Raw genomic sequence first — 12,719 nt, 5'->3', positions numbered from 1 at the left:
CTGTAACAGACGTTTCGGCGAGGCTCTGCGTTGTGCTTCCCGGGTCGCCGGGCGGATCTTCGCGCGCCGATCCGCGTGCATGCCTGTCGTCCCCGGCAACGAAGGTGTACCCTGGCGCCGACCCGCGAGCCAGACGCGGCGGGCGAAAAAACGGCGGCCGGGGAGCAATAGCCCGAAACAAAATCCGGCTGGTCCTGTCGCCCGTACCGCCGCAACATGGCGCGCGTCGATTCCCCCAAGAGAGAAAGACTACAATGCAGCGTGTTCTCAGCATCGCCCTCGCCTTCTGCCTGGCGCTGACCGTCAGCCTGGATGCCAATGCCAAGCGCTTCGGCGGCGGCAAGAGCCTCGGCTCGGCACCCAGCCACCAGACCCGCCAGGCGCAGCCGGCCACTGCGCCGAACGCCACTGCTGCCGCCCCCAACGCCGCTCGTCCCGCCGCTGCCGCCAGCGGTGCTTCGCGCTGGCTCGGCCCGCTGGCCGGTATCGCCGCGGGCGGCCTGCTCGCTTCCATGTTCATGGGCGACGGCTTCGAGGGCATCCAGATGCTCGACATCCTGTTGATCGCCCTGGTGGCCTTCATCGCCTTCCGCTTCATCGCCGCTCGCCGGCGCCAGCAGAACCAGGGCCAGCCTGCAATGGCCGGGCACGCGCCGATGCAGCGCGAAATGCCGGCCCAGGCGCCGATCTTCGGTGGCGCCGCCGCTGCTGCCGCTGCGCCGAGCCCGGTGATCAACGCGCCGAGCTGGTTCAACGAGGAGCGCTTCGTCGGTGCCGCTCGCGAACACTTCATGTCCCTGCAGCAGCATTGGGATGCCAACGAGATGGACAAGATCGCCGAGTTCGTCACCCCGCAGATGTTGCAATGGCTGAAGCAGGAGCGCGCCGAGATCGGCGACGCCTACCAGTCCACCTACATCGACAACCTGGTCGTGCAACTGGACGGCGTCGACGACCAGGCCGACAAGACCATCGCCACCCTGACCTTCAGCGGTGTGTCGAAGACCTCGCGCTTCGACCAGGGCGAAGCCTTCAGCGAAAGCTGGCGGATGGAGCGCGCCCAGGGCGAGAACCAGCCATGGCTGGTGGCCGGTATCCGGCAGAACTGATCCCGAGTGGTTGCGGTCCCTTCGGGGGCCGCCGAAACCCCCGCTTCCGCCAGGGAACGGGGGTTTTTTCATCTCCGTTGGCGGGTTGACCGACCATTCGTCCGGCGCCATGGCCGAAGGCCAGCCGCGACACTTGTCTTGCGCTCGGTGCGGCTACTGTATAAAAAGCGCGCCACCCGTTGCGAGAGAGCCTGTCGTGGAAGACGTCATCGAAAAACTGCGTGAACTCAACGAACCGGTTCCGGTGCCCCTGGAACTGCCGGAAGAAGAACTGCTGGTGGAAATCGAGGAAGAGCTGCTGATCGGCATTCCCGCCGAGTTCCGCGAATTTCTCCTGCTGGTCAGCGATGTGGTCTACGGCCGCCTGGAGCCGGTGACCGTCACCGATCCGCACTCGCACACCTACCTGCCCGAAGTGGCGGCCACTGCCTGGGACCTGGGCGTTCCGCGCGAGCTGATCCCGCTTTGCGAGGACGACGGCAGCTACTACTGCGTGGCGGAGGACGGCGAGGTGGTGCTCTGGGCCGATGGCGACCTCACCGATGAAAGCTGGGATTCGGTGTGGGTCTGGGCTCGCGACGTCTGGCTGGAGAGCTGAGCCTGAACCGCCGCAAAGGCTCTGCAACGCGCCTTTGCCGCTGACTTCCCGACGTCGCGCGAGGCTGCCTGGAGGCCCTGCGCGTCGCCGTCGGCGCTTCGTCTCCGACAAAGCGCCGCTGCGCTAAGGAATTTCCCTCGATTGCGACGGTCACAAGGGCAATTCCGCACTTGTCGCTCCGGATGTAGGCAAGTGCGCTGCCCCGTGTGGAGATTCTATGAAGTTCAAAGCTCTGTTCGCTGCATTGCTGCTGACCAGCCTGGCGGGTTGCGCCAACCAGGCGGTGGTCACTTTGCAAGATGGCAGCGAGGTCCTGGTCAAGGATCAGTCGGATTACGACAAATACAATGACTACTACGAGTTCGAACAGCTGAATGGCGACACCATCCTGATCAAGAAGGACAATGTGCGCACCATTCGCCCGCAGTAGCGGCGCTTATCTCCCGTCAGGCGTGCTCGCCGGAACGGTGTCGCTTTCGTGGCCGGGCCTCCAGCTCCAGGAGGTTCAGCAGGTACTGGCCGAAGTAGGCCAGGTCCTGTTCGATCGCCGCGCGCGCGGCCGGGCCGTCGCCGCGGCGTAGCGCGTCCAGGGCGTCCTCGTGGAAATCGTTCAGACGTAGGGAGAGGTCGGCCTCGGTGAACAGCCGGTTGAAGAACGGCCCGACCTGTAGCCAGAGCGTCTCGATGAGACGCAGCAGCACCGGGTTGCCGCAGGCGCGGTAGAGCGTCAGGTGGAATTCGCTGTTGGCTTCCAGGTAGGCCTGTACCTCGCGTCGGCGCAAGGCGTCCTCCATTCGCCGCAGACAACCTTCGAGTCCTTCCAGTGCCTGCTCGTCCAGCCGGCCGCTGGCGCTTTCGGCCGCCAGCCCTTCGAGGGACAGGCGCACCTGGAGGATCTGCAGGAAACGCTCGCGGGTCATCAGCGGCACCCTGAGCGAGCGTTGTGCCTCGCCCTCCAGCGCCCCTTCCGCCACCAACCGTTGCAGGGCGGCGCGAACCGGCATCGGGCTGGTGCCCCACTGGTTCGCCAGGTCGCGGATCTTCAGTCGCTCGCCGGGCTGGAAACGTCCGGCCAGCAAGTCTTCCCGCAGTCGTTGGTAGAGTCGTTCCTGGAGATTCTCGGCCATGGTCAGCTCCGGGTCGCCGGTGGCGCCGGAAGCTGGGAAAGCGTCAGGCTGCAGTTGCGCATGTTCAGCTCCGTTTGTTTTCGATCAGGCAGTTGCCGCCATCCACCACCAGCAGTTCGCCGTTGACGAAGCTGGCTTCGGGCGAGGCGAGGAAGGCCACCGCGGCGGCCACCTCTTCGGGCCGGCCGGCACGTCCGCTGGGGCTGGCCAGGGCGGCCTGGCGTTCTTCGGCGGTGCTCGAGCCGGTGGCGATCCAGCCCGGCGCGACGCTGTTCACCGTGATGCCGCTCTTCGCCACCTCCAGCGCCAGGCCCATGCTCCAGCCGACCAGACCGGCCTTGGCCGCGCTATACGCGGCTTCGCCCGGGTTGCTGCCGCGGGTTCCGGTGGTGGAGGCGACGTTGACGATCCGCCCGTAGCCGCGCTCGCGCATGCCCGGCAGCAGGCCGCGGGTGAGCAGGAAAGCGCTGGTCAGGTTGCGCGACAGGGACAGTTGCCAATCCCGCAGCGAGGTCGCTTCCACTGCGCTGAAGGGCTCCGCGCTGTCCAACTGGGCCATGCCGGCATTGTTCACCAGGATGTCGACCCGTCCCCACTGGGCTTCGGCCCAGTCCAGCAGGCCCTGCACCTGGGCTTCGTCGGTCAGGTCGGCGCTCGCGGCGCGCACGTCGTGACCACATGCGCTCAGTTCCTCCGCTCGTTGCCTAATCCGCTCGCTGCTGGCGGTGATCAGCAGACGCACGCCTTCGCGGGCCAGCCGCCGGGCAATGGCGAAACCGATGCCGAGTTCGCTGCCGGCGCCGCTGATGAGCGCGACCTGGCCTGTCCACTTCGAAAAGTCATTCATTTTTGTGATCACAAAATTGACATGGAAAACAGATTATCAGTGCTTTCAAATACTGTATTGACTTTTTTGTGATCACAAATGAAAGTTGTGCGAAATAAAAAACGAGGTGTTCGAAATGACCGCCAGTGGCATCGCCGAAGCCGCCGTGGAAACCTTCATGGCCCGCGAGCAGCAACGTTTCCTTGCGCAGAATCCACAGTCCGTCGCGCTCGCCGAGCGAGCCCGGCGCGCCTTGTTCGACGGCGTACCGATGCACTGGATGAGCGATTGGTCAACACCCTGTCCGCTGTTCGTGGCGCGTGCCCACGGCGCGCGTTTCCATGATGTGGACGGCCACGCCTACGTGGACTTCTGCCTGGGCGATACCGGCAGCATGTTCGGCCATTCTCCGGCGCCGATCGCCCGGGCGCTCGCCGAGCAGGGCGCGAACGGCCTGACCACCATGCTTCCGGGGGAGGATGCCATCGTCGCAGGCGAGCTGCTGGCGCAGCGCTTCGGCCTGCCGTTCTGGCAGGTAGCGACCACCGCCACCGACGCCAACCGCTTCGTCCTGCGCTGGGCGCGTGCGATCACCGGTCGCAAGGTGGTGCTGGTATTCGACGGTTGCTACCACGGCACGGTCGACGACACCCTGGTTCGCTGCCGCGACGGCCGCACCGTGCATCGCTCCGGCCTGCTCGGCCAGGCCCACGACCTCACCCAGTTCAGCCGCGCGGTGCCGTTCAACGACCTCCAGGCCCTGGAGCGGGCGCTGGCCGGCGAAGACGTGGCCGCCGTGCTCTGCGAGCCGGCGATGACCAACATCGGCATGGTCCTGCCGCAACCCGGCTTCCACCAGAAGCTGCGCGAGCTGACCCGTCGTCACGGCACGCTGCTGATCATCGACGAGACCCACACCATCTCCACAGGTCCTGGCGGCTGTACCCGCGCCTGGAAGCTCGAGCCGGACTTCATCACCCTCGGCAAGCCGATCGCCGGCGGCGTACCGTGCTCGGTGTATGGTTGCAGCGCGGCGATGGCCAGCGCCATGCAACTGGCCAGGGCACGTGCCAGCGAGCAGAGCGAAGGCCACGGCCACAGCGGCATGGGTACCACGCTGTCGGCCAACGCCCTGGCGATGCGCTGTATGCGCGCCAACCTGGAAGAGGTGATGACCGATACCGCCTACGCCCACATGCTGCCCCTGGCGGCGCGTCTGGCCGAGGGCTTCCGCAGGATTATCCACAAGCACGGCCTGGCCTGGTCGGTGACCGAGCTCGGCGCGCGCAGCGAGTTCCAGTTCTGCCCGCAACCCCCACGCGACGGCGCGGCCGCCGAGGCGGCGTTCCACGACAGCCTGCAGATGGCCTTGCACCTGTATCTGATCAACCGCGGCATCCTCATCACGCCGTTCCACAACATGACCCTGTGTTGCCCGGACACTCGCGAAGAAGATGTCGACCGCCTGCTCTCCAGCCTCGACGAGGCGCTCGGCGAGCTGCTCGCCATACCCGGCGCGCGGGAGGCCTGAGATGCATTTCGCCGATCCGCGGGAAGCCCGCGAGTTCCTCGCCGCACACCCCGAGGTGCGCAGCATCGAGCTGTTCCTGATCGACGCCAACGGCGTGCCGCGCGGCAAGCTGCTGCATCGCGACGAGCTGCTGGCGGTCTACGAAAGCGGGCGGCCGCTGCCGAGCACCATCCTCGGCCTGACCATCAATGGCGATGACGTCGAGGAGACCGGCCTGGTCTGGGACGTCGGCGATGCCGATTGCTGGACCTTCCCGCTGCCCGGCAGCCTGACCCTGCAACCCTGGCGGCAGTCACCGACCGGCCAGGTGCAGGTAAGCATGCATCCCGAGCTCGGGCTACCGGCCGCGGCGGGCGATCCCCGGCATGTGTTGCAGCGGGTTATCCACAGCCTGCAGGCGGAGGGTTTCCACCCGGTGATGGCGGTGGAACTGGAGTTCTACCTGCTCGACCGCGAACGCGACAGCGACGGCCGGCCGTTGCCGGCGTTACAGATGAATGGCCAGCGGCCGCGGGCGACCCAGGTCTATGGCGTCTACGAGCTGGAGCAGTTGCAGCCATTCCTCGATGACTTGTATGCCGCCTGCGAGGCCCAGGGCCTGCCGGCGCGCACGGCGATTTCGGAGTACGCGCCGGGGCAGGTGGAAATTACCCTGCAGCATCGCTTCGACACGCTCCAGGCGATCGACGAAGGCGTGCGCTACAAGCGCCTGGTCAAGGGCGTGGCGAATCGCCATGGGTTGCAGGCCTGCTTCATGGCCAAGCCGTTCGCCGATCTTTCCGGCAGCGGCCTGCACCTGCACGTCAGCCTGGCCGACGCCGCTGGCAACAATCTGTTCGCCAGCGAGGACCCGGCCGGGACCCCGCTGCTGCGCCAGGCCATCGGTGGAATGAAGGCGTGCCTGCTGGAGTCTTTGGCGCTGTTCTGTCCGAACGCCAACTCGTTCCGCCGCTTCCAGGCGAACAGCTACGCGCCGCTGGCGCCGACCTGGGGAATCAACAACCGCACCGTGTCGCTGCGGGTTCCCGGCGGCCCGGCGTCCAGCCGGCACATCGAGCACCGCATCTGCGGCGCCGACGCCAATCCCTACCTGGCGGCGGCGGCGTTGCTCGCGGCGGTGCGCCTAGGGATTCGCGAGCGACTCGACCCCGGTGCGCCGATCACTGGCAACGGCTACGCTCAAGCCACCCAGGCGTTGCCGAGCGACTGGCTGACCGCGCTGCGTGCGCTGGAGGGCTCGGCCTGGGCGCGCGAGGCGCTCGGCGAGGATTTCCTGAAGATCTACCTGGCGATCAAGCAGGCCGAATACCGTGCCTTCATGGGCGAGGTCGGCGAGCAGGACTGGCGCTGGTATCTCAACCAGGCCTGAATGAACGGCTGCCGGCGTTGCCGGTCAGTCATTGAAGCGGGCGGCCGATTGGCCGTCGGTGTTTTCCACGCGGCACAGGAGTAAGGAAAAGCAGATGAGCACGCCCGTCGTTCTTATCACTGGTGCAGCCGGCGGCTTGGGCCGGGCAATCGCCAAGCGTTTCGCCCAGAGTCATTGGCGCATCGCCGCCACGGATGTGGATAAGGAGGGCCTGCACGCGCTGAACGCGCAGGTGCCGTTGGACGCCAGCGGGGTCGCCGACCTGCGCAGCGCGGATAACTGCCATACCCTGATGTCGAAGATTCTCGCCCGTACCGGACGTCTCGACGCCCTGGTGAATGCCGCGGGCGTCTGGCGCGAGGGGCCTGTGGAAAACTTCACCGAGGAGGATTTCGACCTGGTCCTGGGAGTCAACCTCAAGGCCTCCTTCTACATGTGCCAGGCCGCGATTCCCTACCTGAAGGAAAACCAGGGCAGCATCGTCAACATCTCCAGCGACTCCGGACGCCAGGCCTACCGGGGTTCGGCGGCGTATTGCGCGAGCAAGGCGGCGCTGACCATGCTGAGCAAGACCCTGGCGCTGGAACTGGCCGAGCAGGGCGTGCGGGTCAACGCCGTGTCGCCGGCGGATATCGCCACGCCGATGCTCGACTACCAGGCCGAACGCTATGGGATGGGCAATCCGGATGGCTACAAGCGCGCGCTGCTGAAGGATTATCCACAGGGCAAGGCGGCACGCTTCATCCGCCCGGAAGAAGTCGCCGAGCTGGTCTGGTATCTCTGCGGCCCTCAGGCCGAAGCGATCACGGGCGCCGACCTGGCGGTGGACTTCGGCCTGTCCGCTGGCCGCTGAGTGGATTTTCCACGGGTCGCTCCGCTGGAGCGGCCTGTGGAAAAGTTTCAGTCGTCCCTGGCCTGACTGGATATCTTCACCCAGTTACCGGCGGCGGCGATGCCCATGCCGCCGTAACCCTGGCAGTTCCCGCCAAGGCTCTCCACCACTCGCAGGTCGATGCCTTCCTGCCATACCAGCAGGCTGCAGCCGGCGCCCAGGCCTTCGCTGCGCAGCCGGTAGAGCGCGCCTTGCCCCTCCAGCCGACCGGACAGCTCGCCGACCGCCGCGGGCCCATATTCCATCAGTTTCTCCGGATTGCCGATGCGCATCAGGGCGAAGCTCGCCTGGTAGCCGCCCTTCACCGGTTCGATCTGCAGGCTTTCCCATTCGGCCTGCCCGGCGTAGCGCAGGTAGTGCCCGGCGAGGCCCTGGAGGGACGGATAGTCGACTTTCAGGGCAACCTGTTCCAGGTTGTAGCGCGTGGCCTTGCCGCTGTAGCCGCGATCCAGCGCCAGGTTCATCCAGGCGCGGGCGCGTCCCGGTTGCCCGGCCTTGAGGCTGGTCAGCGCGAGATTGTTCAGCGCCTGTTCCGAGTCGGCTCCGCCCTGTTCCTGGCGCTCGGCCAGGCGCAATTGCCAGGCGAAGGCGTCCAGCGCCTGTGGATAACTCCCCTGTCGATAAGCCTGGGTGCCGCGCGTGTTGCATTCCGCGGCGGTGGCGCAGGGCGTATCCTCGGCCTGGATGGCAGCGGCACCGATGCCGGCAAGCACGGCCAGGGCCAGGAGAAGGATGCGTATGGCGGCAGGCATTGGAGCGATTCCCGGTGGAAAAGGGCCAGTCTAGAAAAGCCCGCGGATGTCTGCACGACCCGGCGCGATTTCGATCATGACGATTGAAAATTTGTGGCCGCTGCCGTCTTCGTTTGCGTCTATGGTGTCCCCCGCCCGTCCTGATGAGAGAAAAAGCGCTATGCAACCCGGAAACAACCAACTGTCGATGACCGTGCTGATGACTCCGGACATGGCCAATTTCTCCGGCAATGTCCATGGCGGCACCCTCCTGAAGTATCTCGACGAAGTCGCCTATGCATGCGCCAGTCGCTATGCCGGTCGCTACGTGGTGACCCTGTCGGTGGATCAGGTGATCTTCCGCGAGCCGGTGCATGTCGGCGAACTGGTGACCTTCCTCGCTTCGGTCAACTACACCGGGCGGACTTCCATGGAAATCGGCGTCAAGGTCATCACCGAGAACATCCGCGAGCAGTCCGTGCGTCATACCAACAGCTGTTTCTTCACCATGGTCGCCCTGGATGACGAGCGCAAGCCGGTGGCCGTCCGCCCGCTGGAGCTGGAAACCGCCGAGCAGAAGCGCCGCTTCGCCCAGGCCCAACAACGCCGCCAGCTGCGCGCGGAGCTGGAGGCCCGCTACCAGGCGATTCGCGAAGACGGATGAGGAAGGCTGCCAGTGTCCGGTCGAGCCCGCTTCGGACCTGCTGCCGTTTCGCGAATTTTCGCAGCTTTTCATAAGAAAACGCAGAGGTTTGCCTCTGCTGGCGTCCATTCCTGACATTTCTTGATAAGAAACCGGCGTGCCTGTTAAAACTCCAGCAACGTCAACGGGTTAACCTGTCGGTATCGCGCCGGGTTTCGCCAGGAACCATAGCCGCCGTCGGGTCGCTCGAATGCCATGGGCCGGTCGCTCTGCCCGGCTCCGTTGGCGGAAAGCCTTTCCGCCTTGCCGTCACGGGCGCGGGTCCGTGATCCATTTCGAACGTCGTCGTCCGCCGGCCAGGCCGCGGAGGACGCGTTCCCCGTGTTGCCGGGAGTCCTGATGCACCATACGCCGTTACTCACTACACTCGCCGCGGGGTTCGTCCTCGCCTTCCTCTTCGGGGCCCTGGCCAATCGCCTGCGCATTTCGCCGCTGGTCGGCTACTTGCTCGCGGGCGTCCTGGCCGGGCCGTTCACTCCCGGCTATGTCGCCGACCAGGCGCTGTCGCAGGAAATCGCCGAACTCGGCGTGATCCTGCTGATGTTCGGCGTCGGCCTGCACTTCTCGCTCAAGGACCTGCTCTCGGTGAAGGCCATTGCCATTCCCGGGGCGCTGGTGCAGATCGGCGTCGCCACGCTGCTTGGCATCGGCCTGGCCAAGCTGCTCGGCTGGAGCTTCGGCGGCGGCCTGGTATTCGGCCTGAGCCTGTCGGTGGCCAGTACCGTGGTGCTGTTGCGCGCCCTGGAGCAGCGCCAGTTGCTGGACACCAAGCGTGGCAGGATCGCCATCGGCTGGCTGATCGTCGAGGACCTGGCGATGGTCCTGACCCTGGTGCTCCTGCCGGCGCTCGCCGGCACCCTCGGCGGCAAGACCGACGGCGGCGACGCCGGTCTGCTCTGGCCGCTGCTGATTACCCTGGGCAAGGTCGCCGCCTTCGTCGCCCTGATGATCTTCGGCGGTCGCCGGGTGGTGCCCTGGGTGCTGGAGAGGATCGCCGCCAGCGGTTCGCGGGAGCTCTTCACCCTGGCCGTGCTGGCCATTGCCCTGGGCATCGCCTATGGCTCGGCGGTGCTGTTCGGGGTGTCCTTCGCGCTAGGTGCCTTCTTCGCCGGGATGATTCTCAACGAGTCCGAGCTCAGCCACGAGGCGGCGGAGAACTCGTTGCCGCTGCGCGACGCTTTCGCGGTGCTGTTCTTCGTCTCGGTGGGGATGCTGTTCAATCCGATGATCCTGTTGCAGGAGCCACTGACGGTCCTGGCCACTTTCCTGGTCATCGTCTTCGGCAAGTCGGTGGCCGCCTACCTGATCGTCCGCGCTTTCGGCCATCCGAACAGCACCGCACTGGTGATCGCCGCCAGCCTGGCGCAGATCGGCGAGTTTTCCTTCATTCTCATCGGCCTGGGCATTGGCCTCGAACTGGTGCCGGAGCAGAGCCGCGACCTAGTGCTGGCCGGGGCGATCCTGTCGATCCTGGTCAATCCGCTGCTGTTCATCGCCATCGATCGCCTGCAGCAACGCAAGGAGCAGCGCCTGGCGGAGGCCGCTGGCGGGGTCCGCGAGATGCCGGCGCAGGACCTGCCGCCGCCGATCCTGGAGCGCGAGCATGCGGTGCTGATCGGTCATGGCCGGGTTGGCGGGTTGGTCAGCGCTCGCCTGCGCACCGCCGGGACGCCCTTCGTGGTAGTGGTGGACAAGCGCGACAAGGCCGACGAACTGCGCGAACAGGGCTACAGCGTGGTCCTCGGCAATGCCGCCAGTCCCGGCGTGCTGGAACTGGCCAACATCGCCGAGGCGCGCTGGTTGCTGATCGCCATTCCCAACGGCTTCGAGGCCGGGCAGATCGCCAGCCACGCCCGCGCGGTGAACCCGCCGCTGGACATCGTCGCCCGGGCGCATTTCGACGCCGAGGTGGACTACCTGGAGCAGAACGGCGCCAACCTGGTGATCATGGGCGAGCGCGAGATCGCCTGCGGCATGGTCCATCGCCTGGGACTCGACCGTGACGAGCGCGGCGCCGACGCACCGCTGCCGCAGTCGGCCTGACATGTTGCGCCGTCTCTACGACTGGACCCTGCGCCTGGCCGGCCATCCCCGCGCGGAGCTGGCCCTGGGCGGGGTGACCTTCGCCGAAAGCTCGTTCTTCCCGATTCCGCCGGACGCCTTGCTGGTGCCGATGGTCCTGGCCAACCGGGCCAAGGCCTGGCGCTACGCGGCGATCTGCGCGATCAGCTCGGTGCTGGGCGGCATCGCCGGCTATTTCATCGGCTTGCTGCTGTTCGAGAGCGTGGCCATGCCGATCCTGGCGTTCTACGGCTTGCTGGAGAACTTCGAACAGGTCGCCGAACGCTACAACGAACTGGGCTGGCTGATGGTGCTGCTGGGCGGCGGCTTCACGCCGCTGCCGTACAAGGTGATCACCATTACCAGCGGAGTGACCCAGCTCGACCTCTGGCTGTTCGTCGGCCTCAGCCTTGTCGCCCGCAGCCTGCGCTTCGCCGCTACCTGCGCTTTGCTGTTCTGGGCTGGCCCACGCCTGAAGACCCTGATCGAGCGGCGCCTGGGCATGGCTTTCGTGCTGATGGCGGTGATGGTGATCGGTGGGGTGATGTTGGGGAAATTCGTTCTTTAGCTGTTGGTACGCGGTCGGTAAGTATTCCGCAATAGACTTTTAATTCGGGCTCCGAGCCCCTTTGAAGCACTCATGGATGGGCGTTCTATATACCGAAAAGAAAGATAAGATAAAACAACAGTGATCGGAGTAGCTGCATAAATGATCATCCAGTGTTGCCGTGTGTCGAACTCTTTTGCCGCTTGATTTCCCAAGACTATTTCGAATATCACATAAAGAACGATACCATGCAGCAAATAAAGGCTATAAGTTATTTCCCCAAAGAAGCGAGATACGCTGAGGTTCAGTAACCCGAATATGCTACACCCTGCGGTTATCAAGATAAAAGCTAGGCTTAAAAGAATTGCTGGTCCCAAGGTATAGGCTGTCGGAAAGATAATGACAGCGGAACCGATCAGGCACACGCATAATAAGCTTCCCAGTCTGCCATTTGAAAGCGACTGTAACCATTCTGACCTAGCAGTCAGTGCGGCGATACCTCCTGCGAGGAACATACATAGGAGTATGGGAGACGGTCTCCAGAAGCTGAGGATAAGCGACGCAATGATAATGGTCGTGGCCAGAGCAGTCATTGGAGCTCTACGCCCGATCAGAAGGCTCAAGGCGGGAAGGCAGAGATAGAACAGCCATTCGTAAGGAAGTGTCCAGGTTACTCCGGCCATTATTCGTCTCGTTTCTACGAGGCCATTAATATCCGGAGTTCTGAAAGCGCCCCATTGGATAGTTTTCTTTAACAACGAAAGCACAGACTCATGAAGAGTATATCCAGTCATGAAGAATGCTATTGTAAACATAATCGCAATGGCAAAAATATATGCCGGGTATATTCGCATAAATCGAGAGATGTAAAGCTGCAGCCAGTCTATGGGTCGGTTTTTGCTTTGTAATAATTTATGGGTGAATAGAAAGCCTGTGATCATGAAGAACAGGCTTACGCTGGTTTGACCAAAATGAGTATAAAGATTTGATGGCGGCACTTGCCAAGCACCGCTTCGTAGAAAGTAATACCAGATCGCTGCGTGGTGGAGAAAAACGAAGAACGCGAGGTATCCTCTTAGTCCATCTATAGTACTGAAGCGAGAGAGGGGCAGAGGAATAGGTTTCAGGTAGCGGATGATCCCACAGGTCAGCAAGGCTAACGCAACGCATACCAGTGCAGGAATTATACTCAATGGACTCATCGTATACCGCGCTCAAGGGGCAA

General features: G+C 64.2%; 13 protein-coding genes. 9 read left to right on the top strand and 4 right to left on the bottom strand.

Going from position 1 to position 12,719, the window contains the following annotated elements; genetic code table 11:
- Positions 1-254 precede the first annotated feature (254 nt).
- The 3 genes from LJF27_RS15375 to LJF27_RS15365 all read left to right on the top strand — a co-directional run bounded on the left by LJF27_RS15375 (position 255) and on the right by LJF27_RS15365 (position 2,137).
- Positions 255-1,109, top strand: coding sequence for a Tim44 domain-containing protein (locus tag LJF27_RS15375; RefSeq protein ID WP_003099685.1), 855 nt, complete (start codon positions 255-257; stop codon positions 1,107-1,109).
- A 196-nt stretch (positions 1,110-1,305) separates the two neighbouring features.
- Complete coding sequence (locus LJF27_RS15370) at positions 1,306-1,707, top strand: SMI1/KNR4 family protein (RefSeq protein ID WP_003099687.1); 402 nt, start codon at positions 1,306-1,308, stop codon at positions 1,705-1,707.
- 217 nt (positions 1,708-1,924) lie between these two features.
- Positions 1,925-2,137 carry a YgdI/YgdR family lipoprotein gene (locus LJF27_RS15365; RefSeq protein ID WP_003097061.1) on the top strand — a complete coding sequence of 71 codons (213 nt, stop codon included), beginning with the start codon at positions 1,925-1,927 and terminating at the stop codon, positions 2,135-2,137.
- 16 nt (positions 2,138-2,153) lie between these two features.
- Here LJF27_RS15365 and LJF27_RS15360 read toward each other — a convergent pair whose 3' ends face one another.
- On the bottom strand, positions 2,154-2,834 hold the full coding sequence (locus LJF27_RS15360) for a GntR family transcriptional regulator (RefSeq protein ID WP_003097059.1): 681 nt from the start codon (positions 2,832-2,834) through the stop codon (positions 2,154-2,156).
- Between the two features lie 64 nt (positions 2,835-2,898).
- Complete coding sequence (locus LJF27_RS15355; RefSeq protein WP_003118447.1) at positions 2,899-3,681, bottom strand: SDR family NAD(P)-dependent oxidoreductase; 783 nt, start codon at positions 3,679-3,681, stop codon at positions 2,899-2,901.
- 115 nt (positions 3,682-3,796) lie between these two features.
- Here LJF27_RS15355 and LJF27_RS15350 point away from each other — a divergent pair, with 115 nt between their 5' ends.
- The 3 genes from LJF27_RS15350 (at position 3,797) to LJF27_RS15340 (ending at position 7,413) form a co-directional block, all read left to right on the top strand.
- A complete protein-coding gene (locus LJF27_RS15350; RefSeq protein ID WP_003114139.1) occupies positions 3,797-5,191 on the top strand; it encodes an aspartate aminotransferase family protein in 1,395 nt (464 codons plus the stop codon).
- A gap of 1 nt (position 5,192) precedes the next feature.
- Positions 5,193-6,560, top strand: coding sequence for a glutamine synthetase family protein (locus LJF27_RS15345; protein WP_003114138.1), 1,368 nt, complete (start codon positions 5,193-5,195; stop codon positions 6,558-6,560).
- A 94-nt stretch (positions 6,561-6,654) separates the two neighbouring features.
- Entirely contained in the window at positions 6,655-7,413 is a 759-nt protein-coding gene (locus LJF27_RS15340) for an SDR family NAD(P)-dependent oxidoreductase (RefSeq protein ID WP_003097046.1), read from the top strand.
- A gap of 47 nt (positions 7,414-7,460) precedes the next feature.
- On the opposite strand, the gene LJF27_RS15335 is transcribed toward LJF27_RS15340, so the two are convergent.
- Positions 7,461-8,204, bottom strand: coding sequence for a hypothetical protein (locus LJF27_RS15335; RefSeq protein ID WP_003118448.1), 744 nt, complete (start codon positions 8,202-8,204; stop codon positions 7,461-7,463).
- 160 nt (positions 8,205-8,364) lie between these two features.
- On the opposite strand from LJF27_RS15335, the gene LJF27_RS15330 reads away from it, so the two are divergent.
- From LJF27_RS15330 to LJF27_RS15320, 3 genes are all read left to right on the top strand, one after another.
- Positions 8,365-8,847, top strand: coding sequence for an acyl-CoA thioesterase (locus tag LJF27_RS15330; RefSeq protein WP_003097040.1), 483 nt, complete (start codon positions 8,365-8,367; stop codon positions 8,845-8,847).
- 378 nt (positions 8,848-9,225) lie between these two features.
- On the top strand, positions 9,226-10,929 hold the full coding sequence (gene ybaL / locus LJF27_RS15325) for a YbaL family putative K(+) efflux transporter (protein WP_003114136.1): 1,704 nt from the start codon (positions 9,226-9,228) through the stop codon (positions 10,927-10,929).
- A gap of 1 nt (position 10,930) precedes the next feature.
- Complete coding sequence (locus LJF27_RS15320; protein ID WP_017148702.1) at positions 10,931-11,515, top strand: YqaA family protein; 585 nt, start codon at positions 10,931-10,933, stop codon at positions 11,513-11,515.
- Here LJF27_RS15320 and LJF27_RS15315 read toward each other — a convergent pair.
- Complete coding sequence (locus LJF27_RS15315) at positions 11,512-12,696, bottom strand: acyltransferase family protein (RefSeq protein WP_003118450.1); 1,185 nt, start codon at positions 12,694-12,696, stop codon at positions 11,512-11,514. The genes LJF27_RS15320 and LJF27_RS15315 overlap by 4 nt on opposite strands.
- Positions 12,697-12,719 lie beyond the last annotated feature (23 nt).

The organism is Pseudomonas sp. 203-8 (assembly GCF_020708595.1).
GTDB lineage: Bacteria > Pseudomonadota > Gammaproteobacteria > Pseudomonadales > Pseudomonadaceae > Pseudomonas > Pseudomonas aeruginosa.
The sequence above is the reverse complement of the archived record's forward strand: the minus strand, read 5'-3'. Positions and strand labels throughout refer to the sequence as shown.